The sequence below is a fragment of the Spirillospora sp. NPDC000708 genome (assembly GCF_040299565.1).
Classification (GTDB): domain Bacteria; phylum Actinomycetota; class Actinomycetes; order Streptosporangiales; family Streptosporangiaceae; genus Spirillospora.
On record NZ_JBEPCJ010000067.1, the window covers coordinates 33,046 to 58,821 of the forward strand.

22 protein-coding genes are annotated in these 25,776 nt (G+C 73.8%); 10 read left to right on the forward strand and 12 right to left on the reverse strand.

The window, feature by feature from the left end; all coding sequences use genetic code 11:
* Window positions 1–11 precede the first annotated feature (11 nt).
* The 5 genes from ABT299_RS36080 to ABT299_RS36100 form a co-directional block, all read right to left on the reverse strand.
* Window positions 12–1,061 carry a type II secretion system F family protein gene (locus ABT299_RS36080; RefSeq protein WP_387021555.1) on the reverse strand — a complete coding sequence of 350 codons (1,050 nt, stop codon included), beginning with the start codon at window positions 1,059–1,061 and terminating at the stop codon, window positions 12–14.
* Window positions 1,051–2,352 (reverse strand): TadA family conjugal transfer-associated ATPase, encoded by a 1,302-nt coding sequence (locus ABT299_RS36085; protein ID WP_500253464.1) that lies wholly within the window; start codon window positions 2,350–2,352, stop codon window positions 1,051–1,053. Before ABT299_RS36085 ends, ABT299_RS36080 begins: the two co-directional genes overlap by 11 nt.
* Window positions 2,353–3,351, reverse strand: a complete 999-nt coding sequence (locus ABT299_RS36090) for a hypothetical protein (RefSeq protein ID WP_500253465.1) — start codon at window positions 3,349–3,351, stop codon at window positions 2,353–2,355.
* A gap of 2 nt (window positions 3,352–3,353) precedes the next feature.
* Window positions 3,354–4,265, reverse strand: a complete 912-nt coding sequence (locus tag ABT299_RS36095) for a hypothetical protein (protein WP_500253466.1) — start codon at window positions 4,263–4,265, stop codon at window positions 3,354–3,356.
* A gap of 246 nt (window positions 4,266–4,511) precedes the next feature.
* Window positions 4,512–5,222, reverse strand: a complete 711-nt coding sequence (locus ABT299_RS36100; protein ID WP_190867443.1) for a TetR/AcrR family transcriptional regulator — start codon at window positions 5,220–5,222, stop codon at window positions 4,512–4,514.
* A gap of 129 nt (window positions 5,223–5,351) precedes the next feature.
* Between ABT299_RS36100 and ABT299_RS36105 the strand changes: the two genes are divergently transcribed.
* The 3 genes from ABT299_RS36105 (at window position 5,352) to ABT299_RS36115 (ending at window position 11,473) form a co-directional block, all read left to right on the forward strand.
* Complete coding sequence (locus tag ABT299_RS36105) at window positions 5,352–5,825, forward strand: SRPBCC family protein (RefSeq protein ID WP_500253467.1); 474 nt, start codon at window positions 5,352–5,354, stop codon at window positions 5,823–5,825.
* A gap of 73 nt (window positions 5,826–5,898) precedes the next feature.
* Window positions 5,899–6,840, forward strand: a complete 942-nt coding sequence (locus ABT299_RS36110) for an NAD-dependent epimerase/dehydratase family protein (RefSeq protein ID WP_500253468.1) — start codon at window positions 5,899–5,901, stop codon at window positions 6,838–6,840.
* Window positions 6,841–6,958: 118 nt separating this feature from the next.
* The gene (locus ABT299_RS36115; RefSeq protein WP_500253469.1) at window positions 6,959–11,473 is read left to right on the forward strand and encodes an FtsK/SpoIIIE domain-containing protein; all 4,515 of its coding nucleotides are present in this window, start codon (window positions 6,959–6,961) and stop codon (window positions 11,471–11,473) included.
* Window positions 11,474–11,596: 123 nt separating this feature from the next.
* On the opposite strand, the gene ABT299_RS36120 is transcribed toward ABT299_RS36115, so the two are convergent.
* Both ABT299_RS36120 and ABT299_RS36125 read right to left on the reverse strand, forming a co-directional pair.
* A complete protein-coding gene (locus ABT299_RS36120; protein WP_151543653.1) occupies window positions 11,597–11,869 on the reverse strand; it encodes a WXG100 family type VII secretion target in 273 nt (90 codons plus the stop codon).
* Window positions 11,870–12,218: 349 nt separating this feature from the next.
* The gene (locus tag ABT299_RS36125) at window positions 12,219–12,761 is read right to left on the reverse strand and encodes a hypothetical protein (RefSeq protein WP_190867434.1); all 543 of its coding nucleotides are present in this window, start codon (window positions 12,759–12,761) and stop codon (window positions 12,219–12,221) included.
* Between the two features lie 223 nt (window positions 12,762–12,984).
* On the opposite strand from ABT299_RS36125, the gene ABT299_RS36130 reads away from it, so the two are divergent.
* The 4 genes from ABT299_RS36130 to ABT299_RS36145 all read left to right on the forward strand — a co-directional run bounded on the left by ABT299_RS36130 (window position 12,985) and on the right by ABT299_RS36145 (window position 17,337).
* Complete coding sequence (locus tag ABT299_RS36130) at window positions 12,985–13,230, forward strand: type B 50S ribosomal protein L31 (protein ID WP_151543655.1); 246 nt, start codon at window positions 12,985–12,987, stop codon at window positions 13,228–13,230.
* 367 nt (window positions 13,231–13,597) lie between these two features.
* Window positions 13,598–15,364: an ATP-binding protein gene (locus tag ABT299_RS36135; RefSeq protein ID WP_190867432.1), complete on the forward strand. Its 1,767-nt coding sequence runs from the start codon at window positions 13,598–13,600 to the stop codon at window positions 15,362–15,364.
* Window positions 15,365–15,498: 134 nt separating this feature from the next.
* Window positions 15,499–17,001, forward strand: coding sequence for a hypothetical protein (locus tag ABT299_RS36140; protein WP_500253470.1), 1,503 nt, complete (start codon window positions 15,499–15,501; stop codon window positions 16,999–17,001).
* A 15-nt stretch (window positions 17,002–17,016) separates the two neighbouring features.
* Complete coding sequence (locus ABT299_RS36145; RefSeq protein ID WP_190867428.1) at window positions 17,017–17,337, forward strand: DUF5313 family protein; 321 nt, start codon at window positions 17,017–17,019, stop codon at window positions 17,335–17,337.
* Between the two features lie 51 nt (window positions 17,338–17,388).
* On the opposite strand, the gene ABT299_RS36150 is transcribed toward ABT299_RS36145, so the two are convergent.
* Window positions 17,389–18,774 carry an NAD(P)H-quinone dehydrogenase gene (locus ABT299_RS36150; protein ID WP_190867426.1) on the reverse strand — a complete coding sequence of 462 codons (1,386 nt, stop codon included), beginning with the start codon at window positions 18,772–18,774 and terminating at the stop codon, window positions 17,389–17,391.
* A 102-nt stretch (window positions 18,775–18,876) separates the two neighbouring features.
* Between ABT299_RS36150 and ABT299_RS36155 the strand changes: the two genes are divergently transcribed.
* From ABT299_RS36155 to ABT299_RS36165, 3 genes are all read left to right on the forward strand, one after another.
* On the forward strand, window positions 18,877–19,323 hold the full coding sequence (locus ABT299_RS36155) for a gamma-glutamylcyclotransferase family protein (protein WP_151543661.1): 447 nt from the start codon (window positions 18,877–18,879) through the stop codon (window positions 19,321–19,323).
* 231 nt (window positions 19,324–19,554) lie between these two features.
* Complete coding sequence (locus ABT299_RS36160) at window positions 19,555–20,355, forward strand: purine-nucleoside phosphorylase (RefSeq protein WP_190867424.1); 801 nt, start codon at window positions 19,555–19,557, stop codon at window positions 20,353–20,355.
* A 2-nt stretch (window positions 20,356–20,357) separates the two neighbouring features.
* Window positions 20,358–21,989 (forward strand): phospho-sugar mutase, encoded by a 1,632-nt coding sequence (locus ABT299_RS36165; RefSeq protein ID WP_500253471.1) that lies wholly within the window; start codon window positions 20,358–20,360, stop codon window positions 21,987–21,989.
* Here the strand turns inward: ABT299_RS36165 and ABT299_RS36170 are convergent.
* The 4 genes from ABT299_RS36170 to ABT299_RS36185 all read right to left on the reverse strand — a co-directional run bounded on the left by ABT299_RS36170 (window position 21,982) and on the right by ABT299_RS36185 (window position 25,516).
* Window positions 21,982–22,623, reverse strand: a complete 642-nt coding sequence (locus ABT299_RS36170; protein WP_500253472.1) for a PH domain-containing protein — start codon at window positions 22,621–22,623, stop codon at window positions 21,982–21,984. The genes ABT299_RS36165 and ABT299_RS36170 overlap by 8 nt on opposite strands.
* 7 nt (window positions 22,624–22,630) lie before the next feature.
* The gene (locus tag ABT299_RS36175) at window positions 22,631–23,722 is read right to left on the reverse strand and encodes an adenosine deaminase (RefSeq protein WP_500253473.1); all 1,092 of its coding nucleotides are present in this window, start codon (window positions 23,720–23,722) and stop codon (window positions 22,631–22,633) included.
* Window positions 23,723–23,786: 64 nt separating this feature from the next.
* Complete coding sequence (locus ABT299_RS36180; protein WP_190867416.1) at window positions 23,787–24,143, reverse strand: cupin domain-containing protein; 357 nt, start codon at window positions 24,141–24,143, stop codon at window positions 23,787–23,789.
* 122 nt (window positions 24,144–24,265) lie between these two features.
* Entirely contained in the window at window positions 24,266–25,516 is a 1,251-nt protein-coding gene (locus ABT299_RS36185; RefSeq protein ID WP_500253474.1) for an HNH endonuclease signature motif containing protein, read from the reverse strand.
* Between the last annotated feature and the right edge of the window lie 260 nt (window positions 25,517–25,776).

The following is a 25,776-nucleotide window of genomic DNA, read 5'->3' on the forward strand; positions in this document are numbered from 1 at the left end:
ATCACCCCCGGTCATGCCGCACCACCGCCGCCCGCGTCCATGGTGTGCCGGCCGCGCAGCGGGAGGTCCTGGGCGCCGGTGGCGGCGCGCCCGGCCTGCCAGCCCGCGACCGTGCTCGGCACCTCGCCCGGCACGCCGGGACGGGCCTGCCGCGGCTCGCCGAGGAACCGTCCGGGCAGGTCGTACTTGGCGAGGCGGCGCAGCCACAGGAACGCCGCGCCGTACAGGGCGACGACGATGCACAGCACGAGCTGCCCGAGGAAGTCGTCGTAGGGCTGCACGTAGGAGTGGTTGAACACGGCGAGCGCGAGGGCCGTCCCGACCGAGACGCCGACGACGATCCGGACGCTGCGGCGGGTGGAGCGGCGGTCGGCCTCGACGCGGCGCCGCATGTCGAGCTCCGCGCGCGCGGACGTCGCGAGCGCGCTGAGCATGTCGCGCAGGCCGGGGCCGCGCAGCCGGGCGTTCAGGATCAGCGCGGCGATCACGAGGTCGGCGGACGGGTCGTCGATGTCGTCGGCGAACCGGCGCAGCGCCTCCGGCATCGGGACGCGGGTGTGCAGCCGGTCGACGAGGGTGCGCAGCGGCTGCTGGAGCGCCGGGGCGGCGGCGCGCTGCGACGCCGGGATGGCCTGTTCGAGGCCGACCGCGCCCGCGATGGTGTCGCGCAGCGACTCCGTCCACGCGGCGAGGCCCTCCAGCCGCGCCATGCCCTTGCGCTCCTCGGCGGCGCCGCCGGCGAGGCCGTCCCAGGCGAGCACGAGCGCGCCCGTCCCGGCGGCGGCGATAGGCCAGCGGGTCACCGCGAGCACGAGCACGCCGACGATGACCGCGACGGCGGTGCGGGTGGTGAGGGTCCGGACGAGGTCCTCGCGGCTGCGGCCGCGCACCGGACGGGTCCGCGGCGGCAGGCCGCGGATCGCGACGGCGAGCAGCAGGAGCCCGCCGCCGGCGACGGCGCCGGCGACGACGGCGAGCAGCACGTCGGCGGAGTACATCACCGGCCCCCGCTCCGCGCGCGCCGCGCCCGCCGCGCCCCGCTCGCAGTGATCACCAGGCACCCCCGTGGGACGGGTCGTAGCCGTACTCGGCGAGCTCGTCGACGCAGGCGATCGGCGCGGACGCCACCGCGAACCCGCCGGGCCCGAGCGCGAACACCTCCGACGACAGCACCCGCCCGTCCACGCCGGTGACCTCGCGGACGCTCGCGACGTAGCGGCGCAGCCGCCCGCCGGAGGCGTAGTCGTTGCGCTTCTCGATGAACACCACGAAGTCGATCGCGCCCGCGATCAGCATGTGCGTCGCCTCGACGGGCAGCCGCTCCTCCGACTGGATCGCGTAGGTGGAGATGCGGTTGAACACCTCCGCCGACGAGTTCGCGTGGATCGTCGACAGCGAGCCGTCGTTGCCCTGCGTCATCGCGTTCAGCATCGTGACGATCTCGTCGCCGAGCACCTCGCCGACGATGACGCGGGACGGGTTCATCCGCAGCGACCGGCGGACCAGCTCCGCCATCGAGATCGCGCCCTGCCCCTCGGAGTTCGGGAGCCGCTGCTCGAACGCCACGCAGTTCGGGTGCAGCTCGGGGAAGGCGTCCAGGCCGAGCTCCAGCGCCCGCTCGACGGTGATGAGCCGCTCGTTCGCCGGGATCTCGTTGGCGACGGCGCGCAGCAGCGTCGTCTTCCCCGCGTTCGTCGCGCCGGCGATCATCACGTTCTTGCGGGCGAGGACCGCGGCGCGGAAGAACCGGCCCAGCTCCTCGGTGAACGTGCCGTTGCCGACCAGGTCGGACAGGAACACCTTGCCGAGCCGGGCGCGGCGGATCGACAGCGCGGGGCGCAGCGTCACGTCCATCACCGCGGAGAGCCGCGAGCCGTCGGGGAGCCGCAGGTCCAGCTGCGGGTTCGCGGTGTCGAACGGCCGCGACGACAGCCCGCTGTAGGCGGCGAGGATCTGGATCAGCTCGACCAGCTCCTCGTCGGTCTCGGCGACCGGCTCGCCCATCACCTCGCGGCCGTCGGCGTAGCCGATGAACACCCGGTCGCAGCCGTTGATGTCGATGTTCTCGATCTCCGGGTCCTCCAGCAGCGGCTGGAGCCGGCCGACCCCGAACAGCGCGGCGTGCACGCCGGCGGCGAGCGCCTCCTCCTCTTCGGCGTTCGGCGGGCGCCGCCCGGCGGTGATCTCGCCGCGCGCGAACTCCTCCAGCACCTGGCCGATCAGCGCGCGGGCGAACTGCCGCTCGTCCTCCCCGGACATCGGCGGCAGCCCGTGCGCGGCGTCCATCCGGCGCTGCTGGGCGAGCCGGTCGCCGACCTCCTGGCGGAGCCGTTTGACGAGGACGTGGTCCACCTAGCGCCCCCGCTCCTCGTGCCGTCCGCCCGCCGGGACCTGCTCGGACCGCGCGTCCGCGGGCGGGACGGGACGCCCGTTCCCGGCGGCGTGCCGCGCGTGCGGCGCCGGCTCGCCGGCCGCGTCCGGCATCGAGGGCATAGGCGGTGCGGCGGGCGGCGCGGACGCGGGCGGGGCGGCGGGCGCGGCGCCGAGGCGCGCGACCAGGTCGCCGGCGACCTCGCGGGCCGAGCGGATCAGCAGCGACCGGTCGAGGCGGCCGCCCCAGCGGCCCGACAGCAGGTCGGCGCCCTTCGGGTCGAGCGCCAGCCCGCCCAGCACGCGCACCTCCGGCGGCGGCGGCCCGGCCTGCGCGGCCGGGTCCGGGGCCTGCCGGCCGCGCGCGCCGACGATGATCCGGTCGACCTCGGCGATCGAGCCGCGGAAGTCGCGCGGGTCGGCGAGGACCAGCACCCCGACCGGCGGCCCGCCGCGCAGCTCCGCCGTCAGCGCGGCGACGCGCTCGCGCAGGTGCGCGACCTGCTCCAGGGTCGCCCGGGTGAGCAGGACGACGAGGTCCGCCTCGCGCAGCAGGTCGTTGAGGGGGGTGCCGGCGCCGAGCCGTCCGCAGTCGGCGATCACGTCCACCGGGGCGAGCCCGGCGAACGCGCGGCCGAGCGGCCCCCACAGCCACGTCATCCCCTGCGCCTGCTCGGCGTTGGTGATCCCGACGAGCACGTCGAGGCCGCCGACGAGGCGCTGGCAGTGCTCGCCGATCTGGTCGGGGCGCAGCCCGCGGCGGGCCGTCGCGGCGAGGCTGAGCAGCCCGCGCGCCGGGTTCAGCATGCCGCCGTCGCCCGCGCCGTCCGGCGCGGCGGCGGGCAGCCGGTACACCAGGTCGCCGCCCGCCTGGTCGCACTCGGCGACCAGCACGGGGCGCGGCCACACCGCGCCGAGGGCCACCGCCGCGGTCGTGACGCCCGGCGCCCCCTTGTCGGCCGCGAGCGCGATCAGTGCCACTGTCAGTTCCCGCCTGTGCCCGGAGTGCCGTTCCCCGCACCGGGGGTGCCGGTACCGGCACCGTTGCCGTTGCCGTTGCCGCTGCCGCCCGTCCCGGCCGGAGGCTGGGCGCCGCCGGTCGCCGGGGTCTGCCTGCCCGGCGTCCCGCCGGCCGGCTGGCCGGGCGCCTTCGTCCCGTCGGGGATCAGCGCGATCGCGACCGTCCCGGCGGACGCGGCCTCCGTGACCTGCGGGGCGTCGCCGGGCGCGACGGCGACGTCCACGGTCGTCTGGTCGGAGCGCAGCCGGTCGCCGCCGCCGCTCCCGACGTTGATCACGATGGCCTCGGCGGCGAGCACCGTGCCGGCGCGCGGGCCGCCGCCGTTGCCGCTGCCGTTGCCGACCGCGTACAGGGTCACCTTCTTGCCGCTCTCGACGCCGTCGGACGGCAGCTGCCCCGGCTTGAGCGCGAGGCCCACGACCAGCCGGCCCTTGGCCGCCTCGTCGGTCCGGCTGATCATGCCGTTGGTCAGCAGCGCGCCCTTGACCAGCGGGACCGAGGCGTAGTACCGGGACACGTTCAGCCGTTCCGACCAGGTGATGTACTGGACGCCGGTGTCGCCGATCTGCACCTCCTCCAGCGCGCTCTGCGGGATCTGCTGCCCCGCCGCGACGGGCTGCGCGATCCGGATCGCCGACACCCGCTGGCCGCTCGCCATCACCAGGTAGGCGCTGGCCAGCGCGCCGCCGAGGATGAGCAGCACCGCGAGCGCGGCCAGCGCCGGCTTGCGCTCGCGCGGCGAGACGGGCAGCCGCTGCCCGCCGGAGGTCCCGAGGCCGGTGCGGCCGAGCCCGCCGCCGGCGTTCGCCCCGGAGGAGCCGCCGGACGAGCCGCCGGCGAGGGCCGACTGGTTGGCCTTCATCGCGCTGCGCACGTGCCCCTTCCCGCCCTCCCGCGGACCTCGCCTCAGGAGGTCTCCGCATCATCGGGCGATCCATGCTTGCGGTGCGGGCAAGGCCGCGTCAATGGATTCGGTGAGGGTAAGCGCGCCGTTCTCCCCGACCATGGCGATGACCTGCGAATTCATCGGTCACTTCGCTACTTACCACCAGTCACATCCGTCACTGACCGCCTCTGGCGGGACATTCGCGGCGACCTGCCCGCCCCGGCGGCGGCGCCGTTACGGGACGTCGTGGAAGCCGACGAGCCGCCCCAGCAGGGTCATCGCGTGGTCGAAGTAGGCGGCCCGTTCCTCGATCACATTGTTGAATTGCCCGAACAATTCGAAACTGACCGTCCCGTACAGACCGGCCCACGCGGTGAACGCCCGGGCCGCCACGTCGTCGGGCGCGTCGATGAGGAGCGCGGCCCGGCCGCGCGCCAGGTCCTCGCCCAGCACGGGCGGCGCCGGAGGGCACGGCCCGGCGGGCTCCAGGGCCCCCGCCGCGTGCGCCTCCGAGACGAGCCGCGCGAAGACGACCGTGTCCCGCATGGCCGCGGGGACGGTGTCCTCTGGCGCCTCATAGCCGGGCACCGGCGAGCCGTACAGCAGCGCGTACTCGTGCGGGTGCGCCAGCGCCCACGTGCGGACGCTCCGGCACACGGCGAGCCACCGCCCGGAGAAGGACGTCCCGGCCTCGCGCGCGGTCGCGTCGGCCTGCTCCACGGCCTCGCCGACGGCGTTGTAGCCGTCGATGATCAGCGCGGTCAGCAGGTCGTCGCGGCTCGGGAAGTAGCGGTAGATCGCCGAGGAGGCCATGCCCATCTCGCGGGCCACCGCCCGCAGCGACAGCCCCGCCGCGCCCTCCGTCGCCAGCTGCTCCCGCGCGATGCCGGTGATCTCCCTGATCAGCTCCGCGCGCACCCGTTCCCGTACCGTCCGCCCGCTCATGCGGCGAGGTTAGCAGAGCGCCGGAACAAAACGAGAGCACTGCTCTTGACGAGCGGCGCTCCAAAGAGAGAGCATTGCTCGCATCGGAGAGCACCGAACCCACGGGCTCCGGACCGGACGGAGGCGGCCATGCCGAACCTGGCGACCCTGCACGACGAGTACGCGCTGCGCGGCCGGATCGACGAGGACGCCCCCGTCGTCAGCGCGTCCAGCGTCCTGATCGACGCGTCACCGGACCGGACCTGGGACGTGCTCGCCGACCTGCGCGGCTGGGAGGGCTGGGCCACCGACTTCCGGCTGCGCGCCCTGGACGCCGTCGAGCCGGGCCGCGAGTTCCGCTGGGCGCAGAAGGGCGTGCCGCTGCGCTCGCGCTTCGCGGTCGTCGCCCCCGGCCGCGAACTGAGCTGGACGGGCAGCATGCTCGGCCTCTACCGGGCCGTCGACCGCATGGTCCTGACCAAGGAGGACGGCCGGACCCGCGTGACGCTGCAGGAGTCCCTCGCCGGCCCGCTCGTCCGCCTCGTCTACGGCGAGGACAAGCTCCGCGCCGGCCACGAGGCCCGTCTGGCCGCCCTCAAGAACCACATCGAGAGCGCGGCCTGAAACCGCGACCGGCACCGGAACCCCGGCCGCACCGGACGGCGGCCGGACCGAAGAACACCGAAGGAGAAGGACCATGGGCAAGCACGTGATCGTCGGCGCCGGGCAGGTCGGCTCGCACCTCGTCGAGCGGCTCACCGGCATGGGGCACGACGTCACCGTCGTGACGCGCTCCGGCTCCGGACCGGAGGGCGTCGAGCGGGTCGCCGCCGACGTCGCCGACCGGGCCCGGCTGGCCGCCGTCGCCAAGGGCGCCGACACCATCTACAACTGCGTCAACCCCCGCTACCACCGCTGGGCGCAGGACTGGCCGCCGATGGCCGCGTCGTTCCTGGGCGCCGCCGAGGACACCGGCGCCGCCCTCGTCACCCTCGGCTGCCTCTACGGGTACGGGCCGGTCGACGGCCCGATGACCGAGGACCTGCCGCTGGCGGCGACCGGCACCAAGGGGCGCGTCCGCGCGGCGATGTGGCACGACATGCTCGCCGCGCACCGGGCGGGCCGCGTCCGCGCCACCGAGCTGCGCGGGTCCGACTACTACGGCCCCGGCAGCACCGACCAGGCGTACGTCGGCGAGACGCGGTTCGTGAAGCCGCTGCTGGCGGGCAGGCGCGTCCTCTACTTCAGCGACCCCTCGATCCCGCACGCCTGGACGTACCTGCCCGACGTCGCCGAGGCGCTCGCCATCGCCGGCACGGACGAGCGCGCCTACGGCCGGGCCTGGCACATCCCGACCGGGCCCGCCCTGTCGACGCGGGAGCTCGCCGAGCGGCTGTGCCGGATCGCCGGCGCGCCCGCCCCGCGCATCCACGAGGTGCCGCGGCCGGTCTTCACGGCGGCGGGGCTCGCCAGCCCGCTTTTCAAGGAGATGCGGGAGACCCGCTACCAGTTCGACCGGCCGTACATCCTGGACTCCTTGGCCTTCCAGTCCGCTTTCGGCATGGCGCCGACACCGCTGGACGACGCGCTCAGGACCATCATCGCCGCGGCCCGCGAGTCGGCGCCCCGCGCAGAATGACGCCAGGACGCCCCCGCACCGCCCGAACCGGCTTCGCCGGAAAGTGCGGGCGCCGGTAATTAAGCTGGCCCGGACGGCAGCGCCGGCGGCGCGGGGCGGCGCGCGATGGAGGGCTCGGATGCGGATCTCGTTCACGGCGCTGACCGGCGGCGGACCACGCGACGTCGTGATCGACATGGACTCGGAGATCACCGTCGGCGGGGTCGCCCGGTCGCTGACCGCCGCGCTCGACGCCCCGGCGGCGGCCGGCGGGGTCCCCGCCCCCCGCTTCTCCAAGGAGGCGCTGCTCACCGGGGCGCCGCAGGCGCCGCGCGTCCCGCCCGCGGGCCCGACCGCCGAGCGCGGGGCGCTGTGGATGGACGGGCGGATGCTCGACCCGCAGGCGCTCGCCGCCAAGGAGCTGCGGGACGGCGCGGTCGTCGCGGTCGAGCGGGGCGCCGCCGCCGCGACCGTCCTCGCCGAGCCGACCGGGCTGGTCGAGGTCCGGGTCGTCGGCGGGCCCGCGGCGGGGCCGGTGCACCGGCTCGGGCTCGGCGTCAGCACGATCGGGTCCGGCGACGACGTCGACGTGGTGCTCGGCGACCCGTCCGTCCCGGCCCGGTCGCTGCGGCTGACGGTCGGCCGCGACGAGGTGCAGGTCGAGGCGTCCGCGATGACGATGCAGGGCGCCGCCCGGCTCGACGGCGAACCGCTCACCGCCAAGACCCCCTGGCCGGTCGGCGGGATGCTGACCGTCGGGGCGAGCGTGCTGACCCTCGCGCCGAGCGCCGCGCCCGACACGCACCTGGAGCCGCTGCCCGAGGGCGGCCTGGCGTTCAACCGGCCGCCCCGGCTCGCGCCCGCGCACCGCGTCCGCACGCTGGAGATCCCGAAGCGGCCCGAGCGGAACCCGCGCGAGCGCCTCCGGCTGTTCGGCGCGATCCTGTTCGCGGTGTTCGGCCTCGCAATGGCGTTCGGGCTGCACCAGTGGTGGTGGGCGCTGTTCGCGCTGGCCTGGCCGGTGATGACGGTCGGCGAATGGGTCGGCGACCGGATGCACGGCCGCAAGTCGTACAAGAAGGCGCTGAAGGAGTACCAGCGCAGGGCCGACGCGTTCGGCGGCGAGCTGGACGGGCTGCGCCGCGAGGACGAGGCCGAGCGCCGCGCCCTGTACCCCGACCCCGCCGAGGTGCTGCTGACCGCGACGGGCCCGCGCCGCCGCCTGTGGGAGCGCCGCCGCGAGGACCCCGACACGCTGCACCTGCGGCTCGGCGTCGCCGACCTGCCCGCCCGCATCGAGCTGACCGAACCGACGGGCGGGGACGCCGGCGCGCTGCCGGTCCCGGCCGCCCGCCTGGTGCCGGTCGCGCTGCCGCTCGGCGAGATCGGCGTGCTCGGGCTGACCGGGCCGCGCGCCGCGTCCCGGGCCCTCGCCCGCTGGCTCGTCGCGCAGGCCGCCGTCCTGCACAGCCCCCGCGACCTGTCGATCATCGTGCTGTCCGCCGACCAGCACGCGGGGGACGCGTGGAACTGGGTGCGGTGGCTGCCGCACTGCGCGCCGCGCGAGGGCGAGGAGTGCGTGGCGCTCGTCGGCACCGATCCCGAGTCCGCCGCGCACCGCGTCACCGAACTCGCGATCCGCGTCACGGAACGGCGCCGCGCCGCGCAGGCCGAGTCCGCGTTCTTCGGGCAGGGCAAGCCCGCCGACGCCGTCCCCTACAACATCCTGCTCGTGCTGGACGGCGCGCGCGCACTGCGCCGCATACCCGGCATGCCGATGCTGCTGTCGCGCGGCGCCGAGTACGGCATCCACGCCATCTGCGTGGACGACGAGGAGCGTCTCCTCCCCGAAGAGTGCAACGCCGTCGCCGAGTGGGACTCGCAGTACCCGTCCTTCGTCCACCTCCGTGGGCAGGGCCTCGACGACCTCGGCCCCGTGCTCGCCGACCAGGTGTCACCCGCCTGGACCGAACGCGTGGCGCGCGCGCTGGCGCCCGTACGGGACGTGTCCCGCGAGGACGCCCAGGAGGCCATCCCGTCGGACGTCCGCCTCCTGGACCTGCTCGACATGGCCGAACCCACCGCCGAGCACATCCTCCAGTCCTGGTCCCGCACCGGCGGACGCCGTACCCGCGTCCCCATCGGCCTCGGCACCGGCGACCGCCCCGGACGTCCCGGCCGCCCCTACGAGATCGACCTGCGCACCGACGGCCCGCACGGCCTCATCGCCGGCACCACCGGCGCCGGCAAGTCCGAGCTGCTGCAGACCCTCATCGCGTCCCTCGCCGTGGCGAACCGCCCCGACGAGATGACGTTCGTCCTCATCGACTACAAGGGCGGCGCCGCGTTCAAGGACTGCGCGCGCCTCCCGCACACCGTCGGCATGGTCACCGACCTCGACGGGCACGCCACCGAACGCGCCCTGGAGTCCCTCGCCGCCGAGCTCCGCCGCCGCGAGGAGATCCTGCTGCGGGCCGGCGCCAAGGACATCGACGACCACAACGACGCGGCGGGCTCGCTGCCGCGGCTCGTCCTCGTCATCGACGAGTTCGCCGCGATGGTCGCCGAGCTGCCCGACTTCGTCGCCGGCCTCGTCGACATCGGGCGCCGCGGCCGCTCCCTCGGCGTCCACCTGATCCTCGCCACGCAGCGGCCCGCGGGCGTCGTCACCGCCGACATCCGCGCCAACACCAACCTGCGGATCGCGCTGCGCGTCACCGACCCCGACGAGTCCACGGACGTCATCGACGGCCCCGAGGCCGCCCGCATCGCCAAGTCCACGCCGGGCCGCTGCTACGTCCGGTCCGGCGCGGCGGCGCCGCACGCCGTCCAGTCCGCCCGGATCGGCGGGCGCCGCGCCGGGCCCGCGGGCCAGCGGACCAGCGTCCGGCCGCTGCCCTGGCAGGGCCTCGGGCATCCGCTGCCCGCGCCGGACGAGCCCTCCGGCGACGCGCCCGCCACCGACCTCGCCGTCCTCGTCCAGGCCGTCGACGAGGCCGCCCGCCGCGCCGGGATCGCCCGGCAGCCGTCACCGTGGCTCACCCCCCTGCCCGAGCTGGTCCGGCTCACCCCGCGCACCGCCGCCGGGGGCTCGGTGGTGGACGTCCCCGCCGTCCCGTTCGGGATCACCGACCTGCCCGCCGTCCAGTCGCGCGAGCCGCTCGTCCTCGACCTCGCCGCGGGCGGCCACCTCTACATCGCCGGATCGCCGCAGTCGGGGCGGTCCACGGCGCTGCGCACCATCGCCGGGTCCCTCGCGGGCGCCTGCTCCCCCTACGACGCGCACCTGTACGCCATCGACTGCGGCGCGAACGCGCTCCTGCCGCTGATCTCGCTGCCGCACTGCGGCGCCGTCGTGACCCGCGACCAGCTCGACCGCTGCGAGCGCCTCCTCACCGCCCTCGCCGCCGAGGTCGCCCGCCGCCAGCAGCTCCTCGCCGAGGCCGGGTTCGCGTCCCTCGCCGAGCAGCGCGCCGCCGTCGCCGCCACCGACCGGCTGCCCTGGATGGTCCTGCTCCTCGACCGGTGGGAGGGGTTCCTCGGCGCGTTCGAGCACTACGACTACGGCCGCCTCGTCGACCAGACCCTCCGGCTGCTGCGCGAGGGCGCCGCGGTCGGCCTGCGCGCCGTCTTCACCGGCGACCGCACGGGCCTCGGCGGGCAGATCTCCACGGTCTTCGACCGCCGCCTCGTCCTGCGGATGGCCGACCCCAACGACTACGGCTACGCCGGGCTGCAGGACCGGCACGTCCCCGCCGCGATGCCGCCGGGCCGCGCCCTCGAACCCGCCGCGCCCGGCGCCGCGCCGCGCGAGTCCCAGATCGGGCTGCTCGGCGACGACCCGTCCGGCACCGCGCAGGTCGCGGCCCTCCAGGAGATCGCCCGCGCCTCCGTCGCCCGCTACGGCCGCCTTCCGCGCCGCCAGCGCCCCCTGCACGTCGACGAGCTGCCCGTCCGCGTCACCTACCGCGAGGCGATGGCATTGGACGAGGCGTTCCTCGCGCCGTCCGCGCTCTGGGCCCTCGTCGGCGTCGGCGGCGACACCCTCGCCCCGGTCGGCGCCGACCTGCTGAACGAGGGCCCCGGCTTCACCGTCGCGGGCCCGCCCCGGTCGGGGCGCTCCACCACGCTGCGCACCATCGTGCACTCGCTGCTGGACCCGGCCGTCGGGGGCGGGCTCGTCCCGGTGGTCCTGGTCACCCCGCGCCGCTCCCCGCTGCGGCTGCTGTCCGGGCGGCCCGGCGTCCTCGGGGTGCTCACGTCCGACTCCGACCCCGACGACCTGGAGCGCGCGATCGGCGACGAGCACCGCTACGCCGTCGTCGTCGACGACGCCGAGCTCCTCGACGAGACCGACATGGACGACGCCCTGTGCGACGTGCTGCGCACCGCCCGCGACGGCGAGCACGCCGTCGTCGTCGGCGGCACGACCGCCGACATCGGCCGCGGCTACCGCGGCTTCCTCGCCGACGCCCGCCGGTCGCGCTCCGGCGTCCTGCTGTCCGTCGAGTCGCCGGACGACGGCGACCTGTTCGGGCTGCGCCTTCCGCGCAACGCCCCGTTGGCGGGGCCGACCGGCCGGGGCCTGTTCGTCGCCGCGGGCGCCACCACCCAGATCCAGGTGGCCCTTCCGCCTCCGGTCAGCGCCGAGTAGCGGTCCCTTCCCCGGAGGCGGCGGTCGCCGCCGGGAGGCCGGGATCTGCGGGGCGTGCGGAGAAAATGATGCGGGTCCCGGCCTCGGGGGGATGGGCCGGGACCCGCGGTCCGTGACGAGGCGTCAGCGCGTGGCGGCCTCGATGTTCTGCTGGGACTTGCGGATGTCCTGGCTGCCCTGCTCCAGCGCGAGGGCCATCTTGTCGAACGCGGTCTTGGCCTCGGCCCAGGCGCTGCGGAACCGGTCGGCGCCGGGCCCCCACCAGGCGGCGCTGCTGCTGACCGTGCGGCCGTTGAGGTCCCTGATCAGGGCGTCCAGGTTCTTGGAGTGCTTGCTGAAGATCCGGGACAGCTCCTCCAGCTCGCCGAGGTTGGCGCCGCGCTTGTCACCGCTCATCGCTCCGACCCTCCGTCGCCATCCGCCGCCCGCCGGGGGCGGGACTTCAACTGGAACGTTTTCCGGTCCTGCCGCACTGCGAAAGAATGGCGCCAGCCTACGCCTCCCCGATCACGGGAATCCAGCGGCACATCGGAGATCGGGCGACGAAACACCCGTAATCCCGCCGTTCGAGTGTGACCGGATGTGGCCACACAGCCCCCGCCAGGTGGAGGTTTCGCGGCCCGGCGCCACCGACCGGCGACGCTCCGCAATGCCGTGACCCGCTTAATTACTGTCCGTCAAAGGCATTTCAGAGCGGCCGCGCCACGGACTTTCCGGAACGATGCCCGCAATGCCGGAAAGGACGTCAGCGGGAGCGCGGGGCCGGGTCGTTCACCGGCTGCGCCTTCGGATCGAGGACCCGCTCGCCCACCAGGACGATGTCGTCGCCCCGCTGGCGGAAGTCGAACCGGCGCGGGACCGACTGGGTGACCTTGCCCGTGCGGTAGCGGACGACGGTGTGCTCGACGGCGTCCAGCGTGATCCGGTCGCCGGTGCGGACGGCCCGCCGGGCGTCCAGGCTGGTGCGGGCGCCGGTGTAGGCGGGCCCGCCCTCGACGGGGGCGCGGTTGCTGTTCTCCAGCTCACGGAAGGCCCGCTCCTGGACGCGGGCGACGCGCGAGGAGATCCGGACGCCGAGGACCTCCGTCGGCACCTCCGGATGGGGGCGCGCGTGCCGCTGGACGAGCGCCTCGGAGCGCCCCTGGAGCAGCGTTCCGGCGGCGGCCGTGAGCTGCCGGGTGGTGGCGGCGTCCACGGCGGACGGGCCGCTCCGGACGGCGGACGACGGCGCCGCGAGGCAGCAGGCCAGGGCCACCGCGAGTCCGGCCCGGGTCCAGTGGCGAGCCATCCGGCCCCTTCCCATGCGTTCCCGCTGGCTGACGAGGCTGATCAGCGACGGAGGGCAGGGCCGAGCTCGGTGGCGAAGCTCAGTGGCAAGCCCGGTCGCGAAGCTGATCAGTGGCGAAGATACACCGGCGCGGCGGGCTTCGGGCAGCACTCCGAAAACCGGGGAATGAAAACCGTTGCCACCCTGTTGGGAGGGGTGAACAGCCGAGAACCAGGGAGGAACGATGAGGAACAGGATCCACCCGGAGTACCGGCCCGTGGTCTTCCGCGACCGTGGTGCGGACTACGCCTTCCTGACCCGTTCGACGGCCGAGACGGACCGGACGATCGAGTGGACGGACGGCCGCACCTACCCGCTGGTCGACGTGGACGTGTCGTCCGCGAGCCACCCGTTCTACACGGGCCGCCAGCAGGTCCTGGACACCACCGGGGCGGTCGAGCGGTTCAACCGCCGGTACAACCGGAGCTGACGCGTCCGGACGCGCCCGCCGGGCCGCCACCGCGCCCCGCGCGGCCCCGGGCACGTCCGATCGAAGGCCCGCGCCTCCCCGAGGCGCGGGCCTTCGCCGTGCCCGGACGGCCGCCGAGGACCGCGCCGCGCCCAAGACCGCGCCGCGCCCAAGGCCAGGCCGCCGACCAAGGCCGGCCGCGATCAACACCGTGCCTCGATCAACAGCGGGCCGCCCGGGAGCGCCTGGTGGCACGGGGGTGCGCGATAGGTCCCGCTGAGCGGCATCCGCCCGGAAATCTGGCGTCCAGGTGCAATAAGGAGGGCCTTACGAAAACCTCGAACGGCGGTTATCTAGACTGCGTGCGAGGTTTAGGGAGGAGACCCACGTGCGCAAGGTCCTGATCGCCAACCGCGGTGAGATCGCGGTTCGTATAGCCCGTGCCTGTCGCGATGCGGGGCTGGCCAGTGTGGCGGTGTACGCCGAACCCGATCTGGAGGCGCTGCACGTACGGGTCGCCGACGAGGCGTACGCCCTGGGCGGCCAGACCGCGGCGGACAGCTACCTGGACATCGACAAGCTGCTGAAGGTCGCCGCCGAGGCGGGCGCGGACGCCGTGCACCCCGGCTACGGGTTCCTGGCGGAGAACGCCGACTTCGCGGCGGCCGTCGAGAACGCCGGGCTGACCTGGATCGGCCCGCCGCCCGCCGCGATCACCGCGCTCGGCGACAAGGTGCAGGCCCGGCACATCGCCCAGAAGGTCGGCGCGCCGCTGGTCGCCGGCACCAAGGACCCGGTGTCGGGCGCGGACGAGGTCGTCGCGTTCGCCGAGGAGCACGGCCTGCCGATCGCGATCAAGGCGGCGTTCGGCGGCGGCGGCCGCGGCCTCAAGGTCGCGCGCAAGCTGGAGGAGGTCGCCGAGCTGTACGAGTCGGCGGTCCGCGAGGCGGTCGGCGCGTTCGGCCGCGGCGAGTGCTTCGTCGAGCGGTACCTGGACAAGCCGCGGCACGTCGAGACCCAGTGCCTGGCCGACAAGCACGGCAACGTCGTCGTCGTGTCCACCCGGGACTGCTCGCTGCAGCGCCGCCACCAGAAGCTCGTCGAGGAGGCCCCCGCGCCGTACCTGTCGGACGAGCAGCTGGAGCTGCTGTACACCTCGTCCAAGGCCATCCTGAAGGAGGCCGGCTACGTCGGCGCGGGGACCTGCGAGTTCCTCGTCGGCCAGGACGGGACGATCTCCTTCCTGGAGGTCAACACCCGGCTCCAGGTCGAGCACCCGGTGACCGAGGAGGTCGCGGGCGTCGACATGGTCCGGGAGATGTTCCGGGTCGCCGACGGCGAGGAGATCGGCTACGACGACCCGGTCCTGCGCGGCCACTCGTTCGAGTTCCGGCTGAACGCCGAGGACGCGGGGCGCGGTTTCCTGCCCGCCGTCGGCACGCTGACCGCGTTCGACCCGCCGTCCGGCCCCGGTGTCCGGCTGGACTCCGGCTACGTCGCCGGGCAGACCGTCCCGCAGGCGTTCGACTCGCTGATCGCCAAGCTGATCGTGACCGGCGCGACCCGCCGGCAGGCCGCCGAGCGGGCCAAGCGGGCGCTGGACGAGTTCGTGATCGACGGCATGCCGACCGTGCTGCCGTTCCACCGGGTGGTGCTGGACGACCCGGCGTTCGTCCCGGCGGACGACGAGACGCCGTTCAGCGTCCACACCCGCTGGATCGAGACCGAGTTCGACAACCGGATCCCGCCGTTCGACCCCACCGCCGCGGGCGAGGAGGCCGAGGCGGGCGAGCGCGAGCGCGTCACCGTGGAGGTCGGCGGCAGGCGCATCGAGGTCGTGCTGCCCGCCGGGCTGGGCGCGTCCGCGGCCCCCGCGGCCGGCAAGGGGGCGCCCGCCAAGCGGCGCGGCGGCAAGAAGGGCGGCGGCGCCCAGGCGTCCGGTGACTCCCTGGTCAGCCCGATGCAGGGCACGATCGTCAAGACGGTCGTGGAGGACGGCGCGACCGTCGCGGCGGGCGACACCATCGTCGTCCTGGAGGCCATGAAGATGGAGCAGCCGCTCACCGCGCACAAGGCCGGCACGATCAGCGGCCTGTCCGCCGAGGTCGGCCAGACCGTCTCCTCCGGGGCGGTCATCTGCGAGATCAAGGACTGACGCGCGGCGTCTCCCATGGCACCCCCGTCCGGCCCGGTTCGGACGGGGGTGTCGTTTTCGTCACTAAAAGCGGTTTTTACGGAACGCGTGCGGCGGCCCGGTCGTCGGCCTTCATGAGGGGGCAGACTGACATCATGAGTTCCGAGATCCGTACCGTCCGGCCGGTACTCCGCGGGGCGGTATCGGCGGTGGTCCTCGCCGTGGCGGTGCTGGCGGGCCTCGCGGCCCCCGGCCTCGCCGCACCCGCGCACGCCGCGTCTCCGCAGGCCGCGCAGGCAGTGTCCGCACAGGCAGTGTCCGCACAGGCCGCGCAGGCCGCGCCCGCACAGGCCGCGCAGGCCGCGCCCGGGCAGGCCGCGCCCGCTCGGGCGGCGACGGCCCCGGCGGCGCTTCCCGCCGACACGGTCGGCCAGATCGCCAAGGGCCTGCTCGGCTCGCGCCTGTACGTCACCAGCGACTCCGGCGCGAACCTGTCGGCGGCCGACCAGCAGCAGATCAGGTCGGCGCTCGACGGCGACCACGACGCCGACATCCGCGCCGTGGTCGTCCGCAACGACGTGAGCGGGCCGCAGGTCGGGCAGATGCTGAAGGCGGTCGCGAACCGCGTCGGCAAGGGCCAGACGTACGTGGCGATCACCGCGGACGGCACCCGGATGGGCGGGATCTCCAAGAAGCTCGACACCAACGAGATCAACCAGCTCGTCACCCGCACGGACGGGTCGCCGCTCAAGCAGCGGCTCATCCAGTTCGGGAACCTCGCCGAGAAGAAGGTCGACGACAAGGCCCGGTCCGGCGCGGTCGTCGGCTACGTCGTGATCGGCGTCCTCGTCGTGATCGCGGCGGCCGTCACCAGCGCCGTCCTGGTCGCCCGGAAGCGGCGCCGCGAGCGGCACGCCCGGCAGATGGCGGACCTGAAGCAGGGCGTCCAGGAGGACGTCACCCTGCTCGGCGAGGACATCGCCCGGCTCGACCTCAACGTCATGGACCCCGGCCTCGATCCGGAGACCCGCGCCGACTACGAGCGCGCCATGAACTCCTACGACAAGGCGAAGACGGCGACGGAGCGCGCCCAGAAGCCGCAGGACATGCAGGCCGTCACCACCGCGCTGGAGGACGGCCGCTACTACATGACCGCGACCCGCGCCCGCCTGGCGGGCGAGCCCGTGCCCGAGCGCCGCCCGCCGTGCTTCTTCAACCCGCAGCACGGCCCGTCCGTCCAGGACGTCACGTGGGCGCCTCCGGGCGGCGTGGCGCGGTCCGTGCCGGCCTGCGCGGCGGACGCGCGGGCCGTCCTGGAGGGCCACGACCCGGACGTCCGGATGGTCCCGTACGGGGGCGCGCGGCGGCCTTACTGGGACGCGGGTCCCGCCTACGCGCCCTACGCGGGCGGCTACTACTACGGCTACGGCGGTTTCGACCTGCTCAGCGGCCTGCTGCTCGGCACCGCGCTGGGCTCGATGATGGGCGGCGGCTTCGGCTGGGGCGGCGGCTACTACGGCGACGGCGGGGACGGCTTCGGCGGCGGCGACGGCGGCTTCGGGGGCGACGGCGGTGACGTCGGCGGCGGCTGGGACTTCGGCAGCGGCGACTTCGGCGGCGGCGGAGACTGGGGCGGCAACGACTTCGGCGGCTTCTGAGGTGGTCTCCCGAGCATGACCCGCATACCAGGCGACCCGGGCCCGTTAGGCCGCGTCCGGTACGCCCTGGGCTTCCGGCTGCCGCCCCGCAACCGCGAGTGGGTGCGGCACGACCTCACCGACGCGGGCTGGCGGGGCCGGCTGCTGCTGCGGCACCTGTACGTGATGGTCCCGGTGTGCCTGCTTCTGGCGCTCCTGCCGGGCCCGACGTGGATCCGCGCCGCCGTCCCGCTGCTGGCGTTCGTCGCCAGCACCCTCACGGTCGCGATCACCGCCGAGGACCTGCGCCGGTCCCGCCTGCACCGCCACGGCCTGCACCCGCCCGACCGCCGCTGACCGCGCTCAGCCGACCGCGCTCCGCCGACCGCCCGGCGTGGCCTGGCCGTCCTAGTAGGCGTGCTCGGACATCAGGCGGCGGGACGCCTCGGTGATGCTGCCCGACAGCGACGGGTACACCGCGAACGTGTGCGCGACCTGGTCGACCGTCAGGTGCTGCTGCACGGCGATCGACACGCCGAGGATCAGCTCGCTGGCCCGCGGCGCCACGATCACGCCGCCCAGCACGATCCCCGTGGACGGCCGGCAGAACAGCTTCACGAAGCCGTCCTCGAAGCCCTGCATCTTGGCGCGCGCGTTGGTGAACAGCGGCAGCATGACCGTCCGGGCGTTGACGTCGCCGGAGTCGACCATCTGCTGCGTCACGCCGACCGACGCCACCTCGGGGTCGGTGAAGATGTTGGAGGCGACCCAGCCGAGCTTCAGCGGCTGGACGGCCTCGCCGAGCGCGTGCCACATCGCGATCCGGCCCTGCATCCCCGCCACCGACGCCAGCATCAGCACGCCCGTGCAGTCGCCGGACGCGTAGATGTGCGGGACGGACGTCCGGGAGACCTTGTCGACCTCGACGAACCCGCGCTTGTCGCAGGCGACGCCGACCTCCTCCAGGCCGATGCCCGTGGTGTTCGGCACCATCCCGACCGTCATCAGGCAGTGCGTGCCCTCGACCTTGCCGCCGTCCTCCAGCGTGACGATCACGCCGTTCCCGGACCGCTCGACTCCCGCGGCCCGCGACCGCGACATCACGTTCATCCCGCGCCGCAGGAACACCTCCTGCAGCACGGACGCGGCGTCGGCGTCCTCCGTCGGCAGGATCCGGTCCCGCGAGGACACCAGCGTGACCTTCGACCCCAGCGACAGGTACGCCCCGGCCAGCTCGGCGCCGGTGACGCCGGACCCGACCACGATCAGCTCCTCGGGCAGCTCCGGCAGGTCGTACAGCTGCCGCCAGTTGAGGATCCGCTCCCCGTCCGGCTCGGCGCCGGGCAGCACCCGCGGCGTCGCGCCGGTCGCGATCAGCACGATGTCGGCCCGGATCCGCCGCTCCCCGACCGCGACGACGTGCGGCTCCACCAGCCGCGCCTCACCCCGGACGATCTTCACTTCCTCGTAGGCGAGCCGTTCCGCGACGTCGAACGACTGGGCCCGCGCGAGGTCCTTCACCCGCTTGTTGACGTTGGCCATGTCGACCTCGAGGCCGCCGACGATGCCGTCGGGACCGCCGCTGAAGCGCAGCCCGAGCCCGGCGGACTCGGACATGACCGCCATGCGGGTCGACGTGGCGATGAGCGTCTTGGAGGGGACGCAGTCGGTGAGCACGCACGCGCCGCCGGGCCCGTCCCGCTCGATGACGGTCACGTCCGCGCCGAGCTGCGCCGCGACGAGTGCGGCCTCGTAGCCGCCCGGTCCTCCTCCGATGATCACGATGCGGGTCACATCTCCCATTGTTTCCTACTCAGACCAGTGATAAGACCCGCGGGTACGCGAACGACGCTCCGCAGCGGTCCCGCCCTCTCATGTGGCGTAGCCTTGGCCAACGTGGCTCTGTACGCGGCGTACGCCTCCAACATGGACCCCGAGCAGATGGCGAGCCGGGCTCCCCACTCGCCCATGCGCGGCACCGGCTGGCTGACCGGCTGGCGGCTGACCTTCGGCGGCCAGGGCTTCGACGGGGCCCTCGCGACCGTCGTCGAGGACGACTTCGAGCAGGTCTTCGTGGTGATCTACGACGTCCCGGCCTTCGACGAGAAGGAGCTGGACGCGTGGGAGGGCGCCGCGCTCGGCGTCTACCGCAAGATCCGGGTCCGCGTGCAGACGCTGGACGGCGACGCGCTGTGCTGGCTCTACGTCCTGGACGACTACGAGGGCGGCCTGCCGTCCGCGCACTACCTCGGCATCCTCGCCGACGCCGCCGAGGCGGCCGGCGCCCCGGACGACTACGTCAAGGACCTGCGCACCCGCCCCTGCAAATCCCTCGGCGACTGACCCGCGAGCAAGCCGACGCAACGCGACGGGCGACCAGAACCCAGCGAGGATCGCCCCACGCGACGGCGCCCTCCCCGCGAATGAGCCGACGCGCCGCGGCGGGCGACCAGAACCGAGGAGGATCGCCCCTGGCGGCGGCGCCCTCCCCCGCGAGTGAGCCGACGCGGCGCGGCGGGCGACCGGAGCGGAGCGAGGATCGCCCGGCCGGGGGACGGCTGTAGTGTCGGCGATGTGAGCAACGACGCTTTTGACCTGGCGCGGGCCGCCGCCGACGAGCTGCGGACGCGCACCTCCATCGACTCCTTCGACGTGGCGCTGGTGATGGGGTCGGGCTGGGTCCCGGCGGCCGACGCGCTCGGGGCGCCGGACGACGAGCTGCCCGTCACGCTGCTGCCGGGGTTCGCGGCGCCCGCCGTCGAGGGCCACGCGGGCAAGGTCCGGATCGTGGAGGTCGGCGGGCACCGGGCGCTGGTGTTCCTCGGCCGGACGCACCTGTACGAGGGGCGCGGCGTGGACGCCGTGGTGCACGGCGTCCGGACGGCTCTGGCGGCGGGCGTCGGAACCGTCGTTCTGACGAACGCGGCGGGCGGGCTGCGGCCGGAGCACCAGCGGGTCGGCGACCCGGTGCTGATCTCCGACCACCTGAACCTGTCGGGCGCGAACCCGCTGACCGGGCCGTCGTTCCTGGACATGACCGAGGCGTACTCGGCGAGGCTGCGGGCGCTGGCGAAGGAGGTCGACCCGACGCTGGCGGAGGGCGTCTACGCGGCGTTCCGGGGCCCGACGTACGAGACGCCGGCGGAGATCCGGATGCTGCGGACGATGGGCGCCGACATGGTCGGGATGTCCACGGCGCTGGAGACGATCGCGGCCCGGCAGGGCGGCGCGGACGTGCTGGGGATCTCGCTGGTCACCAACATCGCGGCGGGCCTGTCCGGGGAGCCGCTGGACCACGAGGAGGTCCTGGCGGCGGGCCGCGCGGCGGCGGGCCGGATGGGCGAGCTGCTCGGCACCGTCCTGACGAAGCTGTGAGCATGAGCGACCTTCGCGGATACGCCGAGGAATGGCTGGCGCAGGACCCGGACCCGGATAACCGCGCGGAGCTGCGCGCGATCCTCGACGCGGGCGACGACCGGGCCCTCGCGGACCGGTTCGGGTCCCGGCTGGAGTTCGGGACGGCGGGGCTGCGCGGCGAGCTGGGCGCGGGGCCGAACCGGATGAACCGGGTGACGGTGATGCGTGCGGCGGCGGGCCTCGCCGCGTGCCTCCCGGCCGGCGGCCGGGTGATCGTCGGGTTCGACGCGCGGCACGGGTCGCGGCGGTTCGCGCAGGACACGGCGGCGGTGCTGGCGGGCGCGGGGCTGCGCGCCGAGGTGTTCGCCGACCCGGTACCGACGCCCGTCCTGGCCCATTTCACGAGGTCGTTCGGCGACATCGTGGCGGGCGTCATGGTGACGGCGAGCCACAACCCGCCGCGCGACAACGGCTACAAGGTGTACTGGGGGGACGGCGCGCAGATCGTCCCGCCGCGTGACGCGGAGATCTCCGCCGCGATCGACGCGGTCGGCCGCGTGGACGAGCTGCCGCTCGGCTCGGACTGGACCGTCCACCACGACACCCGCCTCTACCTGGACGCCCTGGCGGACCTGCGCCTCGGCGATGAGCGCGACATCTCGATCGTCTACACGCCGATGCACGGCGTAGGGCGCGACGTCCTCCTCGCGGCGTTCGAGCAGGCCGGGTTCCCCGCGCCCGTCGTCGTCCCCGAGCAGGCGGAGCCCGATCCCGACTTCCCGACCGTCGCGTTCCCGAACCCGGAGGAGCCGGGCGCGCTCGACCTGGCCCTCGCGCTCGCCCGCGACCGGGACGCCGACCTGGTGATCGCCAACGACCCCGACGCGGACCGCTGCGCCGTCGCCGTCCCCGGCCCCGGCGGCTGGCGGGCGCTGACCGGCGACGAGGTCGGCGGGCTGCTCGCCGAGCACGTCCTGCGGCACACCGCCGGGGACGACCGCCTGGTGGTGACCACGATCGTGTCGTCGTCGCTGCTGGCGTCGATCGCGCGCGAGCACGGCGTCCGGTCGGCCGAGTCCCTCACCGGCTTCAAGTGGATCATGAAGGCGGGCGGGCCGGGCGACCGGCTCGTGTTCGGCTACGAGGAGGCCCTCGGCTACAGCGTCGGCGACGACCGGGGCGTCCTGGTCAACGACAAGGACGGCATCGGCGCGGCCCTCGCCGTCGCGGCGCTCGCCGCCGACGCCCGCCGCGACGGCCGCACCCTGCTCGACCTCCTCGACGACCAGGCCCGCCGGTACGGGCTGCACGCCACGTCCCAGCTGTCGGTGCGGGTGGACGACCTGTCGCTGATCGCCGGCGCGATGGCGCGGCTGCGCGCGAACCCGCCCGCCGAGCTGGGCGGACGCGCCGTGGAGGCGTTCGACGACCTGTCCGGCGGCGTGGACGGCCTGCCGCCCACCGACGGCCTGCGGTTCCGCCTCGGCGGCGCCCGCGTCGTCATCCGGCCGTCCGGCACCGAACCCAAGCTGAAGTGCTACCTGGAGGTCGTCCGCCCGGTGTCCGGCGACGTCGCGGCGGACCGCGAACGCGCCGCCGCCGACCTCGACGCCCTCCGCGAGGACGTCTCCGCCGCCCTCGCCCTCACCTGACCGCGCCCGCGACCAGCAGCCCGATCAGGGCCACCAGGGGAACCAGCAGGGACGCGAGGGCCGGGACGGACCAGCTGATCGTCCCGGTCGCGCCGTCCTTCTCCGCCTTCGCCTCGGCGGCCCGGTCGGGCGCCCCCGACCTGGTCTTCGTCCGCTGCCGGTCCCGGATCTCGTTCAGCTGCTGCGCCGCGTACGCCGCCGGGGTCCGGCCCTTCAGCGCCGCCGCCATCTTGTCCTCCGACCGGCGCGCCCGCGCCTCCGCCTTCGCCTGCGCGCGCGGCGACGTCTGGTGCACCCACGCCCGCGTCTCCAGCTCCCGCCCGTCCGGCCCGTCGAACTTCACGGTCACCGCGTTCGTCCCCACGATCTCCCGGACGGCCGGCCACGGCGCCCGCGTCTCCCGCAGCGGGTTGCGGACCGTCACCGCCTCCTCGGTCCCGATGATCGCCGGACGGAGCCCGACCGTGTAGGCGATGCCGCAGCCGAGCAGCAGCAGCGCCCCGATGGTGAAGGCGGCCAGCGAGTACGTGGCGTCGCCGGTGACGCCGAACACCAGGTCGATGATGTTGAGCCCGGCGAACACCAGCCACACGTACGCGGCGATGCGCCCGCCGGTGGAGCGAATGGTCAGCATGGCCCGATCATGCCAGGGGCCGCGCGCCGCTCCACTTGAGCTGCGCGAATCCGGGCTTGATCACCCCGTTGATCAGTTCCAGCCGCTCGTTGAACGGCACGAACGCCGACTTCATCGCGTTCACCGTGAACCACTGCAGATCGTCCCACCCGTACCCGAACGCGTCCCGCAGCTTTCCGAACTCCCGCGACAGCGTCGTCCCGCTCATCAGCCGGTTGTCGGTGTTCACCGTCACCCGGAAGCTCAGCCGCCGCAGCAGCCCGATCGGGTGCTCCTCGATCGACTTCGCGGCGCCCGTCTGGATGTTCGACGTCGGGCACATCTCCAGCGGGATCCGCTTGTCCCGCACGTACCCGGCGAGCCGGCCGAGCCGCGCCTCGTCCCCGTCCACCTCGATGTCGTCGATGATCCGCACCCCGTGCCCGAGCCGGTCCGCGCCGCACCACTGGATCGCCTGCCAGATCGACGGCAGCCCGAAACCCTCCCCCGCGTGGATGGTGAAGTGCGCGTTCTCCCGCTGCAGGTACTCGAACGCGTCCAGGTGCCGGGTGGGCGGGTACCCCGCCTCCGCGCCCGCGATGTCGAACCCGACCACCCCGAGGTCCCGGTACCGGACGGCCAGCTCCGCGATCTCCATCGACCGCGCCTGGTGCCGCATCGCCGTCACCAGCGTCCCGACCCGGATCCCGAAGTCCCGACGGGCCTTCGCGAACCCGTCCAGGACCGCCTCGACGACCTGCTCCAGCGTCAGGCCGCCGCTCAGATGCTGCTCCGGCGCATACCGGACCTCCGCGTACACGACCCCGTCGGCCGCCAAGTCCTCGCCGCACTCGTACGCGACCCTCGTCAGCGCCTCGACGGACTGCATCACCCCGACGGTGTGCGAGAACGTCTCCAGGTACCGTTCCAGCGACCCGGAGTTGGACGCCTCCTCGAACCACGCCCGGAGGTTCTCCGGGTCCGTGGTGGGCAGCGCCTCGTACCCGCTGTCCCGCGCCAGGTCCACGATGGTCGCGGGCCTGACGCCACCGTCGAGGTGGTCGTGCAGCAGCACCTTCGGTGCCCGCCGGATGTCGTCGAGAGTCGGCCGATCGTCCATCTCTAGAATCTACTGCCCGCGGTACCCCGCGGACCTCGGCGACTCTTGCCGACACCCGGGAAGCTCAGTCGGCCTTCGCGTAGTCGCCGATGTTCCCGGCGAAGTCGAACACGATGCACGGCTCGTCCCCGACGACCCACGCGTCATGACCGGGCGAGACCACGAACACGTCGCCGGGCCCGACTTCCTGCTCGGCGCCGTCGCTCATCCGTATCCGCATGCGCCCGTCGACGACGTAGCCGTTGTGGTGCACCTCGCAGAGCTCGGTGCCCGCGATGTCCCGGACGGACTCCGTCCAGCGCCATCCCGGCTCGAACGTCGCCTTGCCGAACACCAGCCCGGACATGTTCACGACCTCCAGGTGCCCCCTGGGGAAGTCGCGGCGGTCGTCCGGCTTCTCAATGCTCTTGATCTCCATCATGACGATTCCCCCCTTTCGTCATCACTTCTACGCTTGCACCACCCCTGACCAGAGACAAGACCCCCCTTCCGGGCAACGAAAGCCTTCGGCACCAGGCGGCCGCACCGCTGATCCGCAGGGGTTCAGGCAGCCCGATCGAGATCGGCGGGCGGACTCGTGGCACGGGGCACCCCCACGTCCCGAGGCGGAAGAAGCCGGTAGACGTACCGCCCATTTGGATCTTTGCTGATGCGGATCCGGTCGGGGTTGGCGTGCTTGAAGCGGTTGTGCCATCCGCATGTCAGGGCGAGCTGATCGATGTCGGTGGGCGATCGTCCAAGCGCCCATCCGTGCACGTGGTCGACCTCGCACAGCGCCCCGGGCACCTCACACCCCCGCACCGCGCACGAGGAGTACAGCGTCTCCAGCACCTGCCGCTGCGCTGCGGAAGCGAACCGCTCCCGATAGCCCAGGTACAGCGGAGTGTTCCCTCGCCCCAGAAGCAGGGGCGATACCCCAGCCGCCAGCGCGATGCGGCGGGCCTGGGCAGCGGGAATCGGAGTGCCATCGGCAAGGCGGCCCGGAGCGTTGCCGCCGGTCAGCGTCTCCAGGTCGCAGATCACGGTGACCTTGGACGCCTTGTGCCCACCCGACAGCACGCTCGACAGCGCCGCCGCCGTCCGTTCTGCGAGGTCACGGCGATCGTCGGACCCGGCCGGCTTGGCCAACGGAGCCAGAGTGCCGTCCCAGATCGCGGCGTCCTCGGGGTTCAGCCACCCCTTCACATACCGGCCACCGTCCAGCGAGCGCGTGGTCGTCAGCCACGACTTGTCATAGCCCCGCTTGGTGTCCTCGTCCGGGGCGTCCTCGGCGCCGTCGCGCTCGGCGATGACATCACGAATCCGCCGCCCGAACGCGGCGACCTTCCCGGCCGAAAAACCCTGATCGACAAATCCGAGCAGGGTCGCCTCAGCCTTTGCACAGTCGGTGTCATCCAGACGTGACACCGAGTCGGCGACAGCGGCGGCGTAACCGTAAGAAAGATCTCCGGCGGCGAGGCGTTCGGCCACCTGCGGGAGACGATGACGCTGCCGGGCGAGAACGAGCCGCTCCTTGGCACGACCGTCCCGCATGCCCAACCGCGATCGCAGCCACGCCTGGGTGGAGGGATAACCCCATCGCGCCTGCTCTCCGGCGGCGTCGACCCGACCGATGAACGATGCCAGTGCGCTTTCCTGCATATCGGAAGCCGCGACGAGAGTCTCGGTGAGTTCCAGACAGGCGGCCGCTGAATCAGGGGCGTCTCGTCCAGCGAGTTCAGCGGCGATCAGCGAGAGAGCGTCCACCAATTTCGCAGTGGACGCCTCATCGAGATCGACCCGAACTGAGCGCATGGGTCAATAATATCGTCCAACCGAAGCACTCATCACCGAAGAAGGGATGGATTATCATCACCTCACAGATAGGTATGGCCAGCTATACCTATCTGAAATTTCGACAGCTCAAAATTGCATGGTTCCATGGCGGAGCCACTCGACCCCTGCCCCTTACGTGGAGAGCGGTGGGGGCGGCGCGACCCGGGGCGGGGCAGGCGGAGCCTGCCCCCAACACCTGCCCAGGGGCCGCAGAGGCTCCAAAGTCAAGGGTGGACGAA